Annotated in this window: 19 protein-coding genes and 1 pseudogene; 6 read left to right on the forward strand and 14 right to left on the reverse strand. The window is 67.4% G+C overall.

All coding sequences use genetic code 11. From position 1 onward, the window contains the following. The first annotated feature begins 3 nt into the window (after nucleotides 1-3). Both M1247_RS08925 and aftC read left to right on the forward strand, forming a co-directional pair. Complete coding sequence (locus tag M1247_RS08925) at nucleotides 4-1,584, forward strand: alpha/beta hydrolase (protein ID WP_317155919.1); 1,581 nt, start codon at nucleotides 4-6, stop codon at nucleotides 1,582-1,584. 21 nt (nucleotides 1,585-1,605) lie between these two features. Then, nucleotides 1,606-2,910, forward strand: a complete 1,305-nt coding sequence (aftC, locus tag M1247_RS08930; protein ID WP_317155920.1) for an arabinofuranan 3-O-arabinosyltransferase — start codon at nucleotides 1,606-1,608, stop codon at nucleotides 2,908-2,910. On the opposite strand, the gene M1247_RS08935 is transcribed toward aftC, so the two are convergent. Beyond that, nucleotides 2,902-3,471 carry a class I SAM-dependent methyltransferase gene (locus M1247_RS08935; RefSeq protein WP_317155921.1) on the reverse strand — a complete coding sequence of 190 codons (570 nt, stop codon included), beginning with the start codon at nucleotides 3,469-3,471 and terminating at the stop codon, nucleotides 2,902-2,904. The two genes, aftC and M1247_RS08935, sit on opposite strands and share 9 nt — an antisense overlap. A gap of 74 nt (nucleotides 3,472-3,545) precedes the next feature. Further along, nucleotides 3,546-4,289 (reverse strand): helix-turn-helix transcriptional regulator, encoded by a 744-nt coding sequence (locus M1247_RS08940; RefSeq protein ID WP_317155922.1) that lies wholly within the window; start codon nucleotides 4,287-4,289, stop codon nucleotides 3,546-3,548. Nucleotides 4,290-4,366: 77 nt separating this feature from the next. Between M1247_RS08940 and msrB the strand changes: the two genes are divergently transcribed. After that, on the forward strand, nucleotides 4,367-4,783 hold the full coding sequence (gene msrB / locus M1247_RS08945; RefSeq protein WP_317155923.1) for a peptide-methionine (R)-S-oxide reductase MsrB: 417 nt from the start codon (nucleotides 4,367-4,369) through the stop codon (nucleotides 4,781-4,783). Here msrB and M1247_RS08950 read toward each other — a convergent pair. From M1247_RS08950 to hemE, 4 genes and pseudogenes are all read right to left on the reverse strand, one after another. Continuing rightward, a pseudogene (locus M1247_RS08950) lies at nucleotides 4,780-5,409 on the reverse strand (class I SAM-dependent methyltransferase); the annotation flags it as partial. The gene msrB and the pseudogene M1247_RS08950 sit on opposite strands and share 4 nt — an antisense overlap. A gap of 95 nt (nucleotides 5,410-5,504) precedes the next feature. Next, a complete protein-coding gene (gene hemQ, locus M1247_RS08955) occupies nucleotides 5,505-6,200 on the reverse strand; it encodes a hydrogen peroxide-dependent heme synthase (RefSeq protein ID WP_317155924.1) in 696 nt (231 codons plus the stop codon). Between the two features lie 4 nt (nucleotides 6,201-6,204). Continuing rightward, nucleotides 6,205-7,590, reverse strand: coding sequence for a protoporphyrinogen oxidase (locus M1247_RS08960; protein WP_317155925.1), 1,386 nt, complete (start codon nucleotides 7,588-7,590; stop codon nucleotides 6,205-6,207). Further along, complete coding sequence (gene hemE, locus M1247_RS08965; RefSeq protein WP_317155926.1) at nucleotides 7,587-8,648, reverse strand: uroporphyrinogen decarboxylase; 1,062 nt, start codon at nucleotides 8,646-8,648, stop codon at nucleotides 7,587-7,589. The genes M1247_RS08960 and hemE overlap by 4 nt, the downstream gene beginning before the upstream one ends. Nucleotides 8,649-8,758: 110 nt before the next feature. Here hemE and M1247_RS08970 point away from each other — a divergent pair, with 110 nt between their 5' ends. Together M1247_RS08970 and M1247_RS08975 are read left to right on the forward strand one after the other, a co-directional pair. Then, entirely contained in the window at nucleotides 8,759-9,340 is a 582-nt protein-coding gene (locus M1247_RS08970) for a DUF3000 domain-containing protein (RefSeq protein WP_317155927.1), read from the forward strand. A 1-nt stretch (nucleotide 9,341) separates the two neighbouring features. Further along, nucleotides 9,342-10,589, forward strand: a complete 1,248-nt coding sequence (locus M1247_RS08975) for an HRDC domain-containing protein (protein ID WP_317155928.1) — start codon at nucleotides 9,342-9,344, stop codon at nucleotides 10,587-10,589. Nucleotides 10,590-10,596: 7 nt separating this feature from the next. Here the strand turns inward: M1247_RS08975 and M1247_RS08980 are convergent, their stop codons facing one another. The 5 genes from M1247_RS08980 to M1247_RS09000 all read right to left on the reverse strand — a co-directional run bounded on the left by M1247_RS08980 (nucleotide 10,597) and on the right by M1247_RS09000 (nucleotide 16,691). Next, nucleotides 10,597-11,526 carry an RNA polymerase sigma-70 factor gene (locus tag M1247_RS08980; protein ID WP_317155929.1) on the reverse strand — a complete coding sequence of 310 codons (930 nt, stop codon included), beginning with the start codon at nucleotides 11,524-11,526 and terminating at the stop codon, nucleotides 10,597-10,599. After that, the gene (locus tag M1247_RS08985) at nucleotides 11,523-12,728 is read right to left on the reverse strand and encodes an NAD(P)/FAD-dependent oxidoreductase (RefSeq protein WP_317155930.1); all 1,206 of its coding nucleotides are present in this window, start codon (nucleotides 12,726-12,728) and stop codon (nucleotides 11,523-11,525) included. The genes M1247_RS08980 and M1247_RS08985 overlap by 4 nt, the downstream gene beginning before the upstream one ends. A gap of 99 nt (nucleotides 12,729-12,827) precedes the next feature. Beyond that, the gene (gene dxs, locus M1247_RS08990; protein ID WP_317155931.1) at nucleotides 12,828-14,732 is read right to left on the reverse strand and encodes a 1-deoxy-D-xylulose-5-phosphate synthase; all 1,905 of its coding nucleotides are present in this window, start codon (nucleotides 14,730-14,732) and stop codon (nucleotides 12,828-12,830) included. 28 nt (nucleotides 14,733-14,760) lie between these two features. Then, on the reverse strand, nucleotides 14,761-16,053 hold the full coding sequence (gene nhaA / locus M1247_RS08995; protein ID WP_317155932.1) for a Na+/H+ antiporter NhaA: 1,293 nt from the start codon (nucleotides 16,051-16,053) through the stop codon (nucleotides 14,761-14,763). A gap of 62 nt (nucleotides 16,054-16,115) precedes the next feature. Further along, a complete protein-coding gene (locus M1247_RS09000) occupies nucleotides 16,116-16,691 on the reverse strand; it encodes a TetR/AcrR family transcriptional regulator (protein WP_317155933.1) in 576 nt (191 codons plus the stop codon). A gap of 135 nt (nucleotides 16,692-16,826) precedes the next feature. Between M1247_RS09000 and M1247_RS09005 the strand changes: the two genes are divergently transcribed. After that, nucleotides 16,827-18,065, forward strand: a complete 1,239-nt coding sequence (locus M1247_RS09005; protein WP_317155934.1) for an FAD-dependent oxidoreductase — start codon at nucleotides 16,827-16,829, stop codon at nucleotides 18,063-18,065. Nucleotides 18,066-18,090: 25 nt separating this feature from the next. On the opposite strand, the gene M1247_RS09010 is transcribed toward M1247_RS09005, so the two are convergent. From M1247_RS09010 to M1247_RS09020, 3 genes are read right to left on the reverse strand one after another with little or no spacing between them, the layout of a single operon-like run. Beyond that, nucleotides 18,091-18,765: a hypothetical protein gene (locus tag M1247_RS09010; RefSeq protein ID WP_317155935.1), complete on the reverse strand. Its 675-nt coding sequence runs from the start codon at nucleotides 18,763-18,765 to the stop codon at nucleotides 18,091-18,093. After that, nucleotides 18,762-19,376 carry a hypothetical protein gene (locus M1247_RS09015; protein ID WP_317155936.1) on the reverse strand — a complete coding sequence of 205 codons (615 nt, stop codon included), beginning with the start codon at nucleotides 19,374-19,376 and terminating at the stop codon, nucleotides 18,762-18,764. Before M1247_RS09015 ends, M1247_RS09010 begins: the two co-directional genes overlap by 4 nt. A gap of 45 nt (nucleotides 19,377-19,421) precedes the next feature. Next, the gene (locus M1247_RS09020; protein ID WP_317155937.1) at nucleotides 19,422-19,928 is read right to left on the reverse strand and encodes a hypothetical protein; all 507 of its coding nucleotides are present in this window, start codon (nucleotides 19,926-19,928) and stop codon (nucleotides 19,422-19,424) included. Nucleotide 19,929 lies beyond the last annotated feature (1 nt).

Here is a 19,929-nt window from a genome sequence, read left to right on the forward strand (position 1 = left end):
AGCATGTGTCGTCAGCTGGTGAGGGCCCTGCGCCTGTCGACTGTCGCGGCCGCTGTCATGTCGCTGACACTGCTCACGGCATGCACACCGCTGTTCGCCGCCGACCCCAGGTACGCCACGGACTCGGGCGCCCACCCGCAGGGACAGCCGGAGACCACCTCCGCAGCCCCGGCAGGCCCGCCGCCCATCGAGGCGCCCAAAAACGACCTGGCCTGGCGGGACTGCACCTCGCGGGTGTTCTCCGGCGCCGCGATCACCCCGCCGCCCGGTGTCACCCTCGACTGCGCCACCTACGACGCCGATCTCGATTCCCTCGAAGGGGCGACCGGCACGGTGAGTATCGGGGTGGTGCGTGCGCGCTCGGAGCAGACTCCGAAGGATGCGGGCCCGCTGGTCATGACGACCGGTTCGGACGTGCCGACCTCGGTACAGCTGCCGGTGTGGCTGTCTCGATCGGGCACCGATGTCCTCAAAGATCACCCGATCGTGGCCGTCGACCGTCGCGGCATGGGCATGTCGGGCGCCATCGACTGCCGGGACCTCTACGACCGGCAGGAGATGCTCGACCAGGCACAGTTCCAATCGGGCGACGACCCGGTGGCCAACCTGGGCGCGGTGACGATGACCGCGACCACGAGCTGCACCGACACCATCGCCCCTGGCGACTCGGCCTACGACAATGCGCACGCCGCCGAGGACCTCGAACGGCTCCGCAGCACCTGGGACGTACCCACGCTGGCCCTGCTGGGCATCGGCAACGGCGCGCAGGTGGCGCTGGCCTACGCGGGCTCGCATCCGAACAAGGTCGCCCGGCTGGTTCTCGATTCCCCCTTGCCGCTGGCGATCGGCGCCGAGGCCGCCGCCGAGCAGCGCGTCAAGGGACAGCAGGCAGCGCTGGACGCGTTCGCCGCGCAATGTGTCGCCATCAACTGCCCCCTTGGACCGGATCCCAAGGCCGCCGTCGATTCACTGCTCTCCGATGCCAAGGCCGGCCGCGGACCGGGCGGGGCCTCGGTGGCCAGCCTCGTCGATGCGATCACCACCGCGCTCGCGTTCCCCGTCGGCGATCGGGTCGCCTCGACGAACGCATTGGCCACCGCCCTGGCGGCGGCGAATTCCGGAGACCCCAATCCGATCAACAACCTTGTGGTGCAGGCTGACAGCCTGCGTCAGACCGACGGCCAGTTCGTCAACTCCTGCAGTGACGCACTCAACAGGCCGACCCCGGACCGGGTCAGGGAACTCGTGGTGGCGTGGGGCAAGCTCTACCCGCAGTTCGGCAGCGTGGGCGCCCTGAGCCTGGTGGAATGCCTGAACTGGCCGAGTGGTTCGGCACCCGAGGATCCGAAGGACCTGAAGATTCCAGTGTTGCTGCTCGGTGTGCAGAACGACCCGATCGTCGGCAACGAGGGTGTTGCCGCGGTCGCGGCCACCGTGATCAACGCGGGCGCCAACAACCGCCGGGTGATCTGGCAGGGCATCGCCCACGGGGCCAGCATCTACACGCCGTGTGCATTGAAGCCGGTGACCGGCTACCTCGACAGCGGCAAACCACCGGAGACGGACACGTACTGTCCTGCCTGACGCTGCACCGCGGCGGCGTCGGTGTACGGTTCGCTGGTGGCGGCAGCAGATTCCACGACAAATGTCATGAGCACCGGTCTCGTCAAAATGTTCCGTCCCCGCACCACCCCACCCAGCATCGCCACGGTGCTGCGCTCGGTGCTGTGGCCGCTGGCGATCCTGTCGATCATTCACCGCAGCTACGTGCTGGCAACGAACGGCTACATCACCGATGACTTCGGCCCGGTGTACCGGGCGGTGGTCAACTTCAAGCTCGGCCTGGACATCTACAACGAGCATTTCGAGTACGTCGACCCGCACTATCTGTACCCGCCCGGCGGGACGCTGCTGCTGGCGCCGTTCGGGTACCTGCCGGTGGACGCATCGCGGTACTGGTTCATCTTCTTCAATACCGTGGCGATCATCCTGGCGGCGTATTTTCTGGTACGGCTGTTCAGGTACTCGTTCAACTCGGTCGCCATGCCCGCGCTCCTGCTGGCCATGTTCTGCACTGAATCAGTCACCAACACATTGGTGTTCACCAACATCAACGGCTGCATCCTGTTGTGCGGCGTGCTGTTCTTCCGCTGGTTGCTCGACGGCCGGGTGAGCCGCGAGCTGCTCGCCGGGGTGGCGATCGGGTTGACGCTGGTGGTCAAACCATCGTTGGCACCGCTGTTGCTGCTACCGCTGCTGAACCGGCAGTTCTACACCTTCATCACCGCGATCGGCGTGCCCCTGTTGTTCAATGCCGCCGCCTGGCCGCTGGTTTCAGATCCCATGGGCTTCGTCCGCAACACCGTGCCCTACATCTTCGCCACCCGCGACTACTTCAACAGCTCAATCGTGGGCAACGGGCTGTACTACGGCCTGCCGATGTGGCTGATTGTGTTGCTGCGCATCATATTTCTGCTCCTGACGGTGGGCAGCCTGTGGCTGCTGTACCGGTATTACCGGGAGCGCGACCCGCTGTTCTGGATGCTGACGTCCTCGGGTGTGCTGCTGATCGCCTCGTTCCTGGTGCTGTCACTGGGCCAGGGCTACTACTCGATGATGCTGTTCCCGTTCCTGATGACGGTGGTACTGCCCAACTCGGTGATCCGAAACTGGCCGGCGTGGTTGGCGATCTACGGATTCATGACCATGGACCGCTGGCTGCTCGGTCACTGGCCGACCACCGGGCGGTTCCTGGAGTACATGAAGATCACCTACGGATGGTCTCTGATGCTCGTGGTGGTGTTCTGCGTGTTGTACTTCCGCTACCTGGATGCCAAACAGGACGGCCGATTGGACGACGGTATCGACCCGCCGTGGCTGACCCGCCCACGCGACGCCGCATCAGTGTGAGGTGAATTGCATGACCTGGCCCGCGAACCGGGCCCGCGTCTGCACCTTAAGCCCATGTCGCCCGCTCACCTCGGTGAGCTCATCGGGGTTCACCAGCCGGAACGGTGACCGGTCGATCCGGTGGATCGCCGTCGCCAACGGTGTGCGGACCAGGTCGTAGCCGGTGAACACCCCGCCGGGCCGCAGCACCCGCGCGATCTCGGCGACCGCCTGCTCCCAGTCGACGATGTGATGCAACATCAGGCAACTGATCACGGCGTCAAACGAGTCGTCGTCGAACGGCAGGTTTGTGGCGTCGGCGCGGCGCACGGTGACACCGGGGTACGGACGCAGTCGGCGGACCGCGGTATCGACCATCTCCGGGTCCAGGTCGGTGGCCGTGATCGCCAGTCCCGGCTTCGCCTGCTGTAGCCGGGCGGCAATATCTCCACTGCCCGAACCGATCTCGAGAACATCGTGACCGAGTCGATCGACCGGTAGCGATCCGATGACGGCGGAGCCGCTGCCCCGCCACAACACACCCCGGCAGAACGCACGCTCGATTTGCGACATCGCGGGCATCGCGGACTCCCCTCTTCGCTGGTGCCACCAGCATTGACCACCGACGCCGGTATGGCTTGTACAGATCCGTCCAGTCAGCGCAGCGCGCGCACGACGTCACGGGGCGCGATCCCGGTCAGTTCGCGGCATACCCGGGTGGCGTGCGCACCATCGGCGAACCCCGCCAGATGCGCGGCGTCGGTGATCGATACGCCCTGTGACAGCTGGTCAAGGCCCGCCAGGAGCCGTACCCACCGGGCGGTCGCCGCGAACGACGCCCCGGTCTGCTTCTTGAACAGTCGTCCGAGGTAATCCGGCGACAGCGCCACCTCACCCGCCACCGATCCGAGATCGGCACGGCCGGGCATCCGCGCCGCGACGAGTTCGATGGCCCGGCACAGCTGCGGATGCACCGAACTGGTGTCCGGTGCCTCACAGAGCAGGTCGTCGATGACGAGGTCGGCGGCACGTGTCAGGTCTTGGGCGCGCACCGCCGCGCTCGTCGCCGCGGCCAGTGTGTCCACGTCGTCGACAGCCCACAACCCCGGCGTCGCTCCGCGGGCCATGCCGAGGGCGTGCAGCGCTGTCGCGGTGGGAGTTTCGGGGCTCAGGTAGATCGAGAACGCCCCGTTGGCGCCCCAGGAGCGCAAGGCGTGCCGGATACCGCCGGCCACCACCGCCACCAGGCACCGCTGGGCGGTGTCATCGTCCCCCACCAACTCCAGCGGACCATCGATTCCGACCACGACCTGTATGGCGGGGTGATGGTGGACCTCGATGTCACCGAACGCTCCCGCCACCACGATCTGGCCGGGCCTGCTGGTCCATGCACCGCGCATACTGCAGGCTAACCCGCTGTTCACCATGGTGACGTCGTACCTGGCGCAGTGCAACGGGCAGCACGTAACTTGGTGATATGACTACCCCGGGTCCCAAGCTGGAACTGACCGACGACGAGTGGCGGGCGAAACTCACCCCCGAGGAATTCGCCGTGCTACGCCAGGCCGGCACCGAGCGACCGTTCGTCGGCGAATACACCGATACCAAAACCGAGGGCGTGTACGAATGCCGGGCATGCGGCGCCGAGCTGTTCCGCAGCACCGAGAAGTTCGAATCCCATTGCGGCTGGCCGTCGTTCTTCGACCCGGCCGATTCGGACGCGGTGATCCTGCGATCGGACGACTCGCTGGGCATGCGACGCGTCGAGGTGCTGTGCGCCAAGTGCCACAGCCACCTCGGACACGTCTTCGAGGGCGAGGGGTACCCGACGCCCACCGACCAGCGGTACTGCATCAACTCGATCTCGCTGAAGCTGGTGCCGGGCGGGTCCTAATCGATGCGGGTGGCGTGCGCCTCCCAGAACGGCATGTGCACACGTCCCCCGACCAGCCACGGTTCGATGACCCGTAGCCGCTCGAGCATAGGGTTCATCTCGTCGGCCACATCGGGATTGCGCGCCGCCATGATCTCGAAGGTCTCGACGTTGACGTTCCCCTGGTAGGTGGTCAGACCCAGATAGGTGATCTCCCAACCACCGGCAGGGAGCACGTCGCGGAAGTCGTCAGCGGTCAACGAACGCGGCATCTTGAAGCCGTTGACGTTGTGGGCGCCGAACTCGTACATGTACAGCCGCGCGCCGGGTTTGGTGGCGCGGCGCAGCGCGCGGACGTAGGACCGCTGCAGCTCCGGTTCGCCGGCGAAGACGTGATAGAAAGCGGTGTCGACGACGGTGTCGAAGCGATCCTCCAAGCCCTCCAGCTTGGTCGCGGCGGGCGATGCATCAATGCCGGTGGCCGACATGCCTTTCGACGCGTAGTGGATGGCATGGTGGCCCGGGCCGGTGCCGGGGTCAAGGACTTCACCCTTGACGGTGCCCAGCGCGACGAGTTGCTGCACGACCGGTTGCGGGCCGCCGATGTCCCACGGCGTCGCGGCGGACAATCCGTGCGCCGTGCGCTCGTGCGCGGTACCTCAACCGCGAGACTGAACACAGGGTCGTTGACGGGCGCGATTAACGACCGGGAATGCAGTTCCGCGGGAAACCTGCGGGAAACCTACGGAAGCCGCGCGATGAGGTCCTCGACGCTGACGCGGGGCCCGGTGAAGAACGGGGTCTCCTCGCGGGTGTGCCTGCGGGCGTCGGTGGCGCGCAGGTCACGCATCAGGTCCACGATGCGGTGCAGTTCGGGCGCCTCGAACGCGAGGATCCACTCGTAATCGCCGAGGGCGAAGGCGGGCACGGTGTTGGCCCGCACGTCCTTGTACCCGCGGGCGGCCATGCCGTGTTCGGACAGCATGCGACGGCGCTCGTCATCGGGCAGCAGATACCACTCGTAGGACCGGACGAACGGGTACACGCAGATGTAGTTGCCGGGATCCTCGCCGGCCAGGAAGGCCGGGATGTGGCTCTTGTTGAATTCGGCCGGCCGGTGCACGGCCACACTGCTCCACACGGGATCGCTGGCCCGACCCAGCGCGGTGGTGCGACGCAGATCGGAATAGGTGGCCTGCAGCGCTTCGATCGTCTCGGCATGGGTCCACATCATGAAATCGGCGTCGGCCCGTAATCCGGCGACGTCGTAGAGACCACGGACCACCACACCGCGTTCCTCCTGCTGCTTGAGGAACGTCGCGGCCTCGTCGATCACATCGGCGCGGTCCTCCCCCAGTTCACCCGGGCTGACCGAGAACACGGAGAACATCAGGTAGCGGACAGTGGAGTTCAGTGCGTCGAAGTCGAGCTTGGCCATACCCCTATCGTGCCACGCCGCTGGTCATCAACGTCACGGCCGCACGCGTGGCGGCCGCCACACACGCCGGCACCCCGATGCCGTCGAGATAACCGCCCGCCACCGCCACTCCCGAGGGCAATCCGGCCCTCAGCTCGGCGATCAGATCCGCATGCCCGGGACCGTACTGCGGCATGGCGTCGATCCAGCGGTGCACATGACTGTCCACGGGATCGGTGGTGACGCCGAATACCGTGTCGAGGTCGCGCATCGCCCAGGCCAGCAGGTCCTCATCGCCCGTGTCACGGGCCACATTGTCGCCGTACCGGCCGAAGGACAAGCGCAGCAGTTCGACGTTGCCACGGTGCCCCCATTTTCGCGAGGACAGGGTTATCGCCTTGGCATGCAGACGATTTCGCTCGTCCCGTCCTTTCTGCTCCTCACGTCCGCCGGCAACCAGGACCCCCGACTGCTGCGGCAGCGGTGTGCCACCGGGCAGCGCCAACGCCACCACCGCCGCCGATGCCACCGGGATGCGTCGTGCTGCCGCCGCGGTCCTCGGGGCGATGTGCTCGACGAGCGTGGGCAACCGCGGCGCCGGAACGGCCAACACCACCGCGTCGGCCTGCCAGCGCGATCCCTCGTCGTCGAGCACCTCCCAGCCCCGGTGCCCCCGGACGACCCGTTCGGCGGTCACCTGCACCCACCGCACCCCGGCCCGGCGGTGCAACTCCTCCAGCAGCACCCGGTAGCCACCATCGATGGCGCCGAACACCGACCCTGCGATCGGCGGCGGAAGGGCCGCCCGGACGGCATCGGTCAGATTGCGTGCCCCCCGGTCCAACGCCGTGGCCAACGCCGGTGCCGCCGAGCGCAGGCCGATCGTCGCCGCCGAGCCTGCGTACACGCCGGCCAGCAGCGGGTCCACGGACCGCTCGACCACCTGTGCGCCGAACCGGTCGCCCACCAGCTCGGCGACCGACGGATCGGCACCCGTGCGCCAGTGCAGCGGCCGGGTGCGTTCGTCGAAGATACGGGCCACGGTGGCGTCATCGACCAGCCCGAGCAGCGATGACGCCTGCGCCGGAATGCCCTGCAGGGTGCCCTGTGGCAGCGGGTGCAACCGGGCGCCGCTGTAGATGAGGGGACGGGCCCCGGTCGTGGCGATCTGACGGCCCGCCAGCCCCAGCTCAGCCAGCAGAGCAGGCATTTCGGGGCGGCGCACGACGAACGCCTCGGCCCCGACATCCATGGGTTGGCCGCCCACCCGCTCGGTGCGCAGCACCCCGCCCAGCCGGTCGGCCGGATCCAGCAGGGTGATCACCGCATCGGGGCCGGCCGCAACTCTGAGCCGGTACGCCGCGACGAGTCCGGAAATGCCCCCGCCGACAACGCAATAGGACGCACTCACAGCGAGTGCACCAACCCCACCGCCTCGGTGATGACGCCGGGATCGGTCGTGGGCAGCACACCGTGGCCCAGGTTGAAGATGTGACCGGCCGCCCCGGCGGCGATCGCGCGGCGGCCGTCCTCGACCACCCGGCGTACTGCCGGTTCTGCCACCGGCCAGCCGGCCAGCAACACCACCGGGTCGAGGTTGCCCTGCAGCGCGGTGCCCGGTTTGACCCGGACGGCCGCATCGGCCAGCGACGTGCGCCAGTCCACCCCGACCACGGTGGCCGGATTGGTGCCCAGCGCCTCCGACATCGCCCCCAGCAACTCGGCGGTGCCCACGCCGAAATGTGTCATCGGCACACCGGCAGCGGCCATGGTGGCGAACACCCGGCTGCTGTGTGGCATCACATAGGTGCGGTAATCGGCCAGCGACAACGTCCCGGCCCAGGAATCGAACACCTGCAGTGCGTCCACCCCGGCGTCCACCTGCGCCTGCAGAAACGCGATGGTCAGGTCGGTGAGCGCCGACATCAACGCATGCCAGGTCGCCGGCTCGCCGAGCATCATGGCCTTGGTGCGCTCGTGATGGCGGCTTGGGCCGCCTTCCACCAGGTAAGACGCGAGCGTGAACGGCGCCCCTGCGAAACCGATGAGCGGCACGTCCCCCAGCTCCGACACCAGCATCGACACCGCCTCGGTGATCGGAGCAACCTGGGTCGGATCGAGGGGTTTCATCCCCTCCACATCGGACATGGCCCGGATCGGATGGTCGATGACGGGGCCGACGTCAGGCACGATGTCCAGCTCGATCCCCGCCGCCCGCAGCGGCACCACGATGTCGGAGAACAGAATGGCCGCGTCCACGCCATGGCGGCGCACCGGCTGCAGGGTGATCTCACAGACCAGGGCCGGGTCGAAGCAGGCCTGCAGCATCCGGTGTTGGGCACGCAGCGCCCGGTACTCGGGCAGCGACCGGCCGGCCTGCCGCATGAACCAGACCGGCACACGGTGTGGGGTGCGGCCGCTGGCGGCGGCCAAATACGGCGACTCGGGCAGCTCACGGCGGGTATTCATCGGCTCCTATGGTGCCACGAGCCCGCGGGCCCGGATATTGTGCGCTCACGGCGGCATCAATACGGCGCGCCTGCCCACACGCCTGCAGAGATGGACTAGCGTCAAACGCCGTGACGTCTGCCGAACCGGCTCAGTTCCGGACGGCGGTGGCGGCAATGAGTGCCACCACCGTGCGGCCGGAAATCGAGCTGGGCCCGATCCGTCCGCCGCAGCGGCTGGCACCGTACAGCTATGCGTTGGGCGCCGAGGTCCGACATCCGGAAACCGCGATCGTGCCGGAGCGCTCCGATGGCGATGCGTTCGGCAGGTTGATCCTGCTGCACGATCCCGAGGGCGCCGAGGCCTGGGACGGCACCATGCGGTTGGTCGCCTACATCCAGGCCGACCTGGACTCCAGCGAAGCGGTCGATCCGCTGCTGCCCGAGGTGGCCTGGAGCTGGCTGGTGGAAGCCCTGGAATCTCGCGCCGAGCAGGTGACCGCGCTGGGCGGCACGGTCACCGCGACCACGTCGGTGCGCTACGGCGACATATCCGGCCCGCCGCGGGCCCACCAGTTGGAACTGCGGGCCTCGTGGACGGCCACCAGCCTCGAATTGGGGCCCCATGTGGAGGCCTTCTGCGACGTCCTCGAACACGCAGCCGGACTGCCACCGACGGGCGTCACCGACCTGAGTTCCCGCACTCGCGCGTGAGATGACAGACGAGGACACAGAACTTCCCGAGGCACCGGAGCCCGAAGCGACACCGCTTCTGGCTCCGGCCGACGGCGTCCCCGAGTTGAGTGTCACGTCCAACGAGATTGCCTCAGCGGCAGCACTTCTCGCCCGGGGTAGCGGTCCGTTCGCAATCGACGCCGAACGCGCGTCGGGTTTCCGGTATTCCAACCGCGCCTACCTGGTGCAGATCCGGCGCGCCGGCGCGGGCACCGCGCTGATCGACCCGGTGAACCATGGCGGCTCCCCCATCGACACGCTGGCCCCGGTGGCCGAGACACTGGGCACCGGGGAATGGGTGCTGCACGCCGCCGATCAGGATCTGCCGTGTCTGTCCGAGATCGGGTTGCGCCCGGAGAAGCTCTACGACACCGAACTGGCAGGCCGCCTGGCCGGTTTCGAACGGGTGAACCTGGCCGCGATGGTGCAGCGGTTGCTCGGGTTGCAACTGATGAAGGGCCACGGTGCGGCCGACTGGTCGAAGCGCCCGCTACCGGCCGACTGGCTGAACTACGCCGCACTCGACGTCGAGGTGCTCCTGGAATTGCGAGACTCGATCGCCGAAGTGCTCGAGGAGCAAGGCAAAACCGAGTGGGCGGCACAGGAATTCGAGCATCTGCGGACCTATGTTGCCGCACCGACCCGACGGGACCGCTGGCGCCGGACATCCGGCATCCACAAGGTGCGCAGTCCGCAAGCGCTCGCGGCAGTACGGGAATTGTGGACAACTCGCGATCAGATCGCCCGCAGCCGTGACATCGCGCCGGGACGTATCCTGCCCGATTCCGCGATCATCAGCGCCGCAACCGCCGATCCGAAATCCGTCACGGAATTGACTGCACTGCCGATCTTCGGCGGATCCCGGCAGCGCCGCAGCGCGCAGGTCTGGTTCGAGGCTCTGCAGCGCGCCCGGGAAAACCCGGATCCGCCGCAGAGCGCCGATGCCGCCAACGGGCCGCCGCCGGCGGCGCGCTGGGCCAGACGCAAACCGGAAGCTGCCGCCCGCCTGGAAGCCGCCAGGGCGGGTCTGACCGAAGTCGCTGCGCGGATATCGGTGCCGTCGGAAAATCTGGTCACACCCGAGGTGGTGCGCCGCCTGTGCTGGGATTGGCAGCCGGTACCCGACGTCGGATCTGCCGTCGAAGAATTCCTGGTGCAGGCCGAAGTGCGGCCCTGGCAGCGCGAACTCACCGTTCCGGTGTTGACCGCAGCGCTCGCGACGACCTGATGCGCGGCTAGCGGCTGATGGCCCGCGAGACCGCGATCGCAGCCAGCTTGTCGGGGTTGCGCACCGCGTAGAAGTTGGAGATCTTGCCGTCGATGATCTCGATGAGAAACACCCCTTCCACGTGGTCTTCGTTGAAGATGACGACCGCGGGGGCGTTGTTGCAGTTCACCGTTTCGAATCTCAGGGCCGGCATCCGCTCGCGCGCGCGGAAGAAACCCATCAGCAGGTTGGCCACCTTCTTGGCACCCACGACAGGCCGCAGCACCGCGGTGGCCTTGCCGCCGTGGTCGGTGGTGAACGTGGCCTCCGGCGCGAGCAGTGTCAGCAGTCCCGCCATGTCCCCGGTCTGGGTCGCCGTCAGAAACTGCTCGGTGATGGCCTCGGCCTCCGCCGGGTCGACGGGATCGATCCGCTTGCGCCGCGCCTGGACATGCTCTCGGGCGCGGTGCGCCACCTGACGCACCGCCACCACTGATTTGCCTACCGCACTGCCGATTTCGTCGTAATCGAAACCGAACACCTCACGCAGGACGAACACCGCCCGCTCGTCGGGCGTGAGCGTCTCCAGCAGCACCAACATGGCCATCGACACCGACTCGGCGAGTACGACATCGGCTGACGCATCTCGATCGTCGAGCAGCAGCGGCTCGGGTAGCCAGGGGCCCACGTATTCCTCGCGACGGCGGGCACCGGCCCGCAGTGACTTCAGCGCCTGCCGGGTCACCAGTTGCGCGAGATACGACTTGGTGTCGCGTACCGTCGTGAGGTCCACCGTGGCCCAGCGCAGGTAGCTGTCCTGCAGTACATCGTCGGATTCGGTTGCCGAGCCGAGGATTTCGTACACGATCGTGAACAGCAGCGGCCGCAGGTGGGTGAACCGCTCGGCGTGTTCACCGGCAATCCTGCCCCTGTCGTCAGCCGGGCCGTGGGTGATCATTTTGTCGCGGCCACCTCGAGCGCCGGCTGCGAAGGCCGGTCGGCGCCCTTGAACCAGAACGCACTACCGGGCTTGCGGGCCTCGCGCCGCAGGCCCCACAGCGTGCCCTTGCAGACCAGTTCCTTGAACGCGGCGACCACGCGGCCACCCATGAAGACGTTCACCGCGGTGTCGTTCTTGCGGGCGAACTGCAGGGTCCCGGCCCGACGCCCCAGGCTGATGCACGATCCCAGGATGGCCACGTCGATCACCGCCGGAGCAGTGCCCGCAATGCGGCTCAGCACCGTGTCGGCGGCCTGCGCGCCGAGCGGCGTCGCGGACGCACAGCACATCCGCAGCGGCTGCCCGGACGGCGCCGCGCAGTCGCCTGCAGCGACGATCCGATCATCGTCGATACTGGTCAACGTCTCATCGGTGAGCATCCGGCCCAGCTCGTCGGTGCGCAGGCAGCTGTCGGCGGCCAGCTCGGGCACCCCGAAGCCGGCCGTCCAGATCGTGACCGCGCTCGGTCGTACAGCGCCGTCGGCGAACACCACCGCGTCCGGCCGCACCTCGGTGACCACGTCGGTCTCCAGCACCACGACCCCGAGCCTGGCGAGCCCCTTGGCAACCGACCGGCGGCCCGGGGCGGACAACGACGGCCCCAATCGGCCGCCGCAGACCAGGGTGACCTTGCGGCCCTGCTCGGCGAGCTCGCTCGCGACCTCGATACCGGTCAGACCGGCTCCGACGACAGTCACCGGCGCATCCGGGTGAACCTCGTCGACCGCTGCGCGCAGCCGCTGCGCATGCTCCAGTTCCGCGATGGGATAAGCGAATTCGACTGCGCCGGGCACCGATTCCGGCACCGCGCCGGTACTACCGACGGCATAGATCACGTAGTCGTAGGCGAGCGCACTGCCCGAGGCCAGTTGCACCGACCGTGAGGCGGTGTCGATGCGGGTGGCGGTGTCGACGACCAGCCGCACGCCGGCACCGAGCAATGTGCCGTAGTCGGCGGTGGCGTCGCCGGTCCCGGCGGCGAACTGATGCAGCCGGATGCGCTGGACGAATGTCGGACGGGGGTTGACGAGGGTGACCTCGACACCGGCGCGCTGTCGGAGGCGGTTGGCCGCCAGTGTTCCGGCATAGCCGCCGCCGATGACGACGACCCGTTGGGCTGCAGCGATCCCCGAGGTGTCTGGTGCGTTGTGATCAGTCATGCCCTTGAGATCCCGCGGCCGCCGCGTTTGTGACAGGACCACCTCAGATTGTGACCCATATCACGCCAACGACCAAGCCGCGGGGTGGCAGCGGAGGGGCTACCGGCTGACCTGCGACTCGGCGACGGCACTGCCGATGGCAGCCACCCACCCGGTGATCTGGCGGGCGATGTGCCGGTCGGTCAAACCGTTCTCGGCCAGCACCTCCCCGCGTGAGGCATGGTCCTGGAACCGCTGCGGCACACCCACGTCGCGGCACGGCACGTCGATCTCGGCCTGGCGCAACGCCGCTGACACCGAGGACCCGATGCCGCCGTGCACGCCGTTGTCCTCGACCGTGACCACCAGTTTGTGGTCGCGGGCCAGTTCGCCGATCACCGCAGGCACCGGCAGCACCCAGCGGGGATCCACCACGGTTACGCCGATGCCCTGGTTACGGAGCAGCTCGGCCACCGCCAGCGCCATCGGCGCGAACGATCCGACCGCCACCAAAAGCACGTCCTCCGACAGGCCTGCCGCCGGGACAGCGAGCACGTCGACGCCATCGCGTCGTTTGACGGCCGGGATGTCCTCGCCCACATCACCTTTGGGGAATCGGATGGCGGTGGGACCGTCGGAGACGGCCAGCGCCTCACCGAGTTCTTCGCGCAGCCTGGCATCGTCACGCGGCGCCGCGACCCGCATACCGGGCACGATGCCCAGGATCGACAGGTCCCAGACCCCGTTGTGGCTGGCACCGTCGGGCCCGGTCACCCCGGACCGGTCGAGCACCAGCGTCACCGGCAACTTGTGCAGCGCCACGTCCATCATCAGCTGGTCGAACGCCCGGTTCAGGAACGTCGAGTAGATCGCCACCACCGGATGCAACCCGCCCATGGCCAGGCCCGCCGCCGAGGTCACCGCGTGCTGCTCGGCGATACCCACGTCGAAGAAGCGGTCGGGGAAACGCTCCCGGAATGCGCTGAGGCCGGTCGGACCGGGCATCGCCGCGGTGATCGCGACGACGTCGCGGCGTTTGGCCGCGAGCTTGATCAGCTCTTCGGAGAACACCGACGTCCACCCGAGCCCTGCAATCTTGGTGGGCAACCCGGTTTCCGGATCGATCACACCACACGAGTGCATCTGGTCGGCCTCGTCGTTCTCGGCAGGCGGATAGCCCATGCCCTTACGGGTGACCACGTGCACGATCACGGGGGCGTTGTATCCGCGGGCATGGCGCAGCGCATTCTCGACCGCATGCTCGTCATGCCCGTCGATCGGACCGACGTACTTCAGGCCCAGGTCGGTGAACATCACCTGCGGGGCGATCGCATCCTTGATGCCCGCCTTGATGCTGTGCATGCACTGGTAACAGAATTCGCCCACCATCGGCACGCCGCGCACGGCCTTGCGGCCTTCCTCCAGCAGCCGCTCATAGGCCGGCTGCAGCCGCAGGCCGGCCAGATGGTCGGCGAAACCGCCGATAGTCGGCGCGTAGCTGCGGCCGTTGTCGTTGACCACCACCACGACCGGGCGGCCCCCGGCGGCGATGTTGTTGAGCGCCTCCCAGCACATACCGCCGGTGAGTGCCCCGTCGCCGACGACAGCCACCACATGCCGGTTGCGGTGCCCGTTCAGCTCAAAGGCCTTCGCGAGGCCGTCGGCGTAGGACAGGGCGGCGCTGGCATGGCTGGATTCCACCCAGTCGTGCTCGCTCTCACTGCGCGCCGGATACCCCGACAGCCCGCCCTTGGACCTCAGCGTGTCGAAATCCTGGCTCCGACCGGTCAGCATCTTGTGCACGTAGGACTGGTGCCCGGTGTCGAAGACGATCGGATCGTGGGGCGAGTCGAACACCCGGTGCAGCGCAAGCGTCAGCTCGACGACACCCAGATTCGGGCCGAGATGCCCACCGGTTGCAGCGACCTTGTGGATCAGAAACTGACGGATCTCCTGCGCCAGTTCGCTCATCTGCGACTGCGACAGGTGCTGCAGATCAGCGGGGCCGCGGACCTGTTCAAGCATCCCGCCAGTGTACGCACGCGCTGTGGCGTCAGTCCTGCCGAGGTTGGTAGACATCGGGCACACCATCGTGGTCTTCGTCACTGGTCTCCAGCAAGTGAATACGACGATATGCGGCATTGCGCGAGGCCAGCACAACGGCGGCGATCAGGCCCGAAGCGACCGATCCGGCGAGGATCGCGATTTTCACATCGACGCCGGCGACGCTGGCGTGTCCGAACGCCAATTCGCCGATCAACAGCGAAACCGTGAACCCGATCCCGGCGAGCAGTGCGACGCCGAGCACATCGCGCCACGCCAGATCGTCATCCAGCCGGGCGTGGGTGAACCGCGCCAACAGGTAGGTAGTCCCGAGCACCCCGATCGGCTTGCCCAGCACCAGGGCGGCGATCACCCCGATCGTGACCGGATGCGAGAGCGCCTCGGTGAACCCGGACCAGCCACCGACGGTCACCCCGGCGGCGAAGAACGCGAAAACCGGGACGGCGAACCCGGCCGACACCGGCCGCAGCCGATGTTCGAACTGCTCAGCGGCGGCGTGCCTGCCCAGAACCGGGACGGTGAAGCCGAGCAGCACCCCGGCGACGGTGGCGTGTACGCCGCTGGCGTGCACAAGCGCCCATGCCACCACCGCCAGCGGCACCAGGATCCACCACTGGCGGGCACCGCGGTGCATGGCCACGGCGAACAGCCCGATCGGGATCAGCGCGGCAGCCAGCGGACCGACCGACAGTTGATCGGTGTAGAACACCGCGATGACGGTGATCGCCAGCAGATCATCGACCACCGCCAACGTCAGCAGGAAGATACGCAACGCCGAAGGCAGGTGGGTGGACAACACAGCGAGCACAGCCAGCGCGAACGCGATGTCGGTGGCTATCGGCACCGCCCAGCCGTCCAGGTTCTCCGGGTGACCGGTGAACAGATTGATCGCGACGAAGATCGCCGCAGGCGCGATCATGCCACCCACGGCCGCGGCGATGGGCAATGCCGCCCGCGCCGGATCGCGCAGGTCACCCGCGACGAACTCCCGCTTGAGTTCCAGCCCGACGACGAAAAAGAAGACGGCGAGCAACCCGTCTGCCGCCCACGCGGAGATGCTGAGGTTCAGGTGCACCGATTCCGGCCCCACCACGTATGCCGACATCGCGTGATAGCTGTACGACCAGGGCGAGTTGGCCCATACCAGTGCCACGCCCGCGGCGATGAGAAGCAGCACGCCGCCGACGGTCTCTTTGCGCAGCGTCTCGGCGAACCGGCTGGCTTCCGACCACGACCCACGGGTCAGCAGTCGGCGGCGAAGTCGGTCGTTGCGGTCGGTCATCGGGGCGGCTCCTGAAGTCAGCACAAAACGGCGCCGACCAGACTTCCCGGCACACCCGTCGTTCACGCTAACAGCTGGTCTTCCTCGAGCACCCGCCTGATCGCCGCGAACTGTGCAGTGCCGAGCCGGTCGAGTTCCTCAGGGGCGAACTCGTCGAAATGCGCGATGGTCCATTCATCGAAGATCTGCAGCATGCGCAGAATGACGCTGTACTGCAACGCTTCTGGCAGGTCCTGACGGACCGCGCCGCAGCTTCGGCCGACACGCAGGAGGCCGTGCACCCAATCCTGGACGGCGGCCATCATGGTGCCTGAAGCCGTCGCGTCGCCGCCGGGGGCGTCGCTGTAGAACATCCGACCCAGCGTGAGCGCTGACGGCACCTGACCGGCCACCGCCATCAGGTCGGCGAAAAAACCCTCCACCCGCGGCCAGAATTGATCTCCGTCGAATTCTTCGAGTTGCGGCGGGCTGACCTTTCCGGCGATGTCACCGATCAATTCGCGCATCACAAACTCGAAAAGAGCTTCCTTGGATTCGATCACGTAATAAAACGAGCTTTTGCTCATGCCGCAGCTGGCGATAATCCGGTTGAGCGACGCATTTTCGTACCCGGCTGCGGCGAACTCGGCGGCAGCCACCTGGACGAGCTGTCGACGCCGCTCGGCAGGCATCCGGTTCAAGCGGCCTGCGTGCACAGGTTGAGCGTAGCACTGTGGACCGGGTGGTACAGACAATGGTAACGTCGAATCATCGCCGACCGGAAAGGGGCATTGATGTTCACTCCGGAGAATGTCGCGGACCAATACGAACGAGCCGCCGCCGACGATCTCAGAATCCTCGTGGTCGGCGCGGGGATCGCCGGTGTGACAGTGGCACAGCTGCTCCGGGCCGATGGCCGCCATCCGGTGCTGATCGAGCGGTCCTCCGACGGCGGGCACCCGGGATACATGCTCGCGCTGATGCCGATGGTGGACCGTGCTCTCGACGACCTCGGCGTGCGGGACAGCTACCGGGCGGCCAGTGTGGCGCTGGACCGGTACGGGTTGCGGTCACACACCGGGCGCATGCTTCGGGTGGACCCCATGGAAGCCCTGCTGGACCGCTTCGGTGACTACCGGGGCATCGCGCGGGGTGCGCTGATCGACGTTCTCAGCGGTACCGACTGCGCAGTGACGTGTTACTCCACCCTCACCGCGCTCACCGAGCAGTCCGGTGTGACACAGGTGCAGGTGACGACGGCCGGGGTGACGCGCGAGTTCGAGTTCGACCTCGTGATCATCGCCGACGGCATCAGGTCGAGTACCCGGGATCTGGTGTTGGGCGGCCACCGGGTCGGCGAAACCGACACCGGGTGGGCCGGATGGGTGGCGTGGGCGCCGACCGATACCGACCCGCAGCTGGGTGAAGAGCTCTGGGGTGCAGGATTTTTCGTCGGCACCTACCCGGTGCTCGAACAGATCGGCGTGTTTGTCGGCGGCCCGCGGGCGGATATGACGGTAGGGCCAGCCGCCTACGCCGACCGTATCCGTCGGGAATTGAAGACGGTGGCTCCCCGAGTGGATATCGCGCTTCGCGCGGTGGCCGAGGATCCCGATCCGTACTTCTGGTCCCTGACCGATTGCCGTGCCCCGGAGTGGCACAACGGACATACCGTGCTACTCGGTGACGCCGCAGCGGGATTCCTGCCGACCGCCGGGATCGGCGCGGGCATGGCGATGCAATCAGCGTGGGTGCTGAGCCGGCTGCTGCGGCGGGCGCCGACAACTCCGCTCGACGAACTGCTGCCGGCCTACGAAGCGATGCAGCGCCCACGCGTCGCGGCAGCGCAGGACAATTCACGCAGACTCGCCAAGATCATGTTCCGGCGCAGCTCGGGTCTGGCTGTGCTGCGCGATCTGGCCATGCGGACGGCGAGCGTCGAGTCGGTGCTCGGCCCCATTCAGCGGCTGCTGAGTGAGCAGCCCGATCCCGAGGCCGCCTGGGCCGGGCGTGCCGAATACCCACGGGGCTAGCGCTGGCGCCAACAGCGGTAACCGCTCAGGTGTGGTCGATCCAGCGCAACAGTGCGTACAGGAACCGGGTGGCGCCGGGCATGAAGTTGCTGCCGTGGTGATGCATCGGATCCAGCGTCGTGACGATGATCCGTCCGGGCGTGGTCACGGTGTCCTCGTAGAGCATCATGCCGGCGTCATGCAATGTGCCGTCGGCATCGGGCTCTTCGGAAACCAACAGCGGCACAACGTCGGCCGCGGTGCGCAGCAGCCCGTGGTGATGCCAGATGACCGATTTCGTCGTCAGGTACTGCCAGGATTCATGGTCGTGGCTCCTGGTGCGGATCAGCGGGTCCTCCCCGGTGAGCCACCACCAGAAATTCGTCGGCCGGAATTCCCACTCGATCCCCGGCAGCCAGGTGTGCACCCGGTTCTCGCCGAGCACCACCAAAGTTGCGCCCCGTTCGGCCACCGCGCGGAATTGCGCCGCGTGGCACGCGACGAGGTCAGGATGCAACCGATCGCCGATGATGACGGTGTCGTAGCCGTCGAGTCCGCCCTCGTCGAGATCGACGAGGTAGACGAAGTCCGGCTGATAGGCCAGCACCGCCGGGTCTGTCATCGCACACAGATGGGAGTACGAGCCGCCGTGCACGATGGCGAGCCTGCGGCCACGCTTCAGCGCGTCGTCGGTCCGGGCGAAAGGTTCGACGGCGCTCACCGCTGCACCAGCCAATCGATCAGTTGCGGGGTCATCCGCGCGGAGGTGTTCGGGTCGTCCCGATAACCCGTCAGGTCGTTACCGCCGTGCACCAGCACCTGGCCGGCGCCGAGCGGGTAGACGTAGTCGAGCGGTAGGGCATGCCTGCCGATGCGGGTCGTGATCAGCGCGTCTGCGGGCAGCTTGTCGGCATAGCCGCGCGCGTAGAAGCCGCTCACCCCCTTGCGGAAGCTGAGATCGGCGGGGTCGACCCCCTCCCACACCGGATGCGGGTCGGCGAGGCTGATCGTCAGATCCTTCGGTCCGGTGTAGGTGAGCTTGCGCCATACCCCCAGCCCGGGAAGGAAATCCGTGACGGCGTGACCCATCACCGCGATGCGGCCACCGGCGCGGACGAATCCGGTCAGCAGGTCCCGGTTGCGCTCGAGGAAGATCTGGTCGGCACCGGCGGCGATGATCAGCCCGCGAACTGCGGTCAGATCAGTCGCGGGAAGCCGGTAGATGTCGACCTCACCGAGTCGTGGCTCGGATCCGGTCGCGCCGGCCAGCTGGTGGGAGCCCATCGTGATGTGCAGGACGGGTGCGATTGACGGGGAATTCGTTTCTGACACGGCTTCTTTCCGGGTTGTGACGGTATGGCTGCGCTCCGGTGCGTCTCACCCGACGATGTCGTACACCTCGTCGGCGGGTGCGGCCAGCAGTCGGTCGGCCATCTCCTGCTTGAGGGCGTGGTGCCGGGCATCCTCGGCTTTGGTGCGGTCCGGCTTGCGAGCAAGCTGGATGAACTCGTCGACGACGAACCCGTCGCGGATTTCCAGGCGCACAGTCGTGCCGCGGTAGCTCAGAGCGAAGACATACCGCTCCAGGGTGGTGCCCCGGTCGGTGCGTTCAAGCACCGGGTCTACCGTGAAGTGCCCTTCGGTTACGGCTCGGGTGACGGCCTCGAAGGTGTCGCGGACGCCCTTGCCGCGATGCGCGGTGACGACGGAGATCTCGCGGCGTTCGGCCGGAGCGTCGGGACTGAGCACCGGCAGAGCCCGCTCGAGCACTTTGACGGCGTGGGCGACGCCACCGGGAAAGCCCGGCCCGTGGTATTTCATGACGTCCTCGACGGTGAAGCCGATGACCGTTCCGTTCTCGACAACCTCGAGTACTGGGGACATG

The organism is Mycobacterium appelbergii (genome assembly GCF_032883035.1).
Lineage (GTDB): Bacteria > Actinomycetota > Actinomycetes > Mycobacteriales > Mycobacteriaceae > Mycobacterium > Mycobacterium appelbergii.

Bases quoted from the DNA above. Each gene is read 5' to 3' on its own strand.
- M1247_RS08925 (WP_317155919.1), top strand. From the start codon at position 4: ATGTGTCGTCAGCTGGTGAGGGCCCTGCGCCTGTCGACTGTCGCGGCC.
- M1247_RS08935 (WP_317155921.1), bottom strand. From the start codon at position 3,471: ATGCCCGCGATGTCGCAAATCGAGCGTGCGTTCTGCCGGGGTGTGTTG.
- M1247_RS08940 (WP_317155922.1), bottom strand. From the start codon at position 4,289: ATGCGCGGTGCATGGACCAGCAGGCCCGGCCAGATCGTGGTGGCGGGA.
- msrB (WP_317155923.1), top strand. From the start codon at position 4,367: ATGACTACCCCGGGTCCCAAGCTGGAACTGACCGACGACGAGTGGCGG.
- hemQ (WP_317155924.1), bottom strand. From the start codon at position 6,200: ATGGCCAAGCTCGACTTCGACGCACTGAACTCCACTGTCCGCTACCTG.
- hemE (WP_317155926.1), bottom strand. From the start codon at position 8,648: ATGAATACCCGCCGTGAGCTGCCCGAGTCGCCGTATTTGGCCGCCGCC.
- M1247_RS08975 (WP_317155928.1), top strand. From the start codon at position 9,342: ATGACAGACGAGGACACAGAACTTCCCGAGGCACCGGAGCCCGAAGCG.
- M1247_RS08980 (WP_317155929.1), bottom strand. From the start codon at position 11,526: ATGATCACCCACGGCCCGGCTGACGACAGGGGCAGGATTGCCGGTGAA.
- M1247_RS08985 (WP_317155930.1), bottom strand. From the start codon at position 12,728: ATGACTGATCACAACGCACCAGACACCTCGGGGATCGCTGCAGCCCAA.
- dxs (WP_317155931.1), bottom strand. From the start codon at position 14,732: ATGCTTGAACAGGTCCGCGGCCCCGCTGATCTGCAGCACCTGTCGCAG.
- nhaA (WP_317155932.1), bottom strand. From the start codon at position 16,053: ATGACCGACCGCAACGACCGACTTCGCCGCCGACTGCTGACCCGTGGG.
- M1247_RS09005 (WP_317155934.1), top strand. From the start codon at position 16,827: ATGTTCACTCCGGAGAATGTCGCGGACCAATACGAACGAGCCGCCGCC.
- M1247_RS09020 (WP_317155937.1), bottom strand. From the start codon at position 19,928: ATGTCCCCAGTACTCGAGGTTGTCGAGAACGGAACGGTCATCGGCTTC.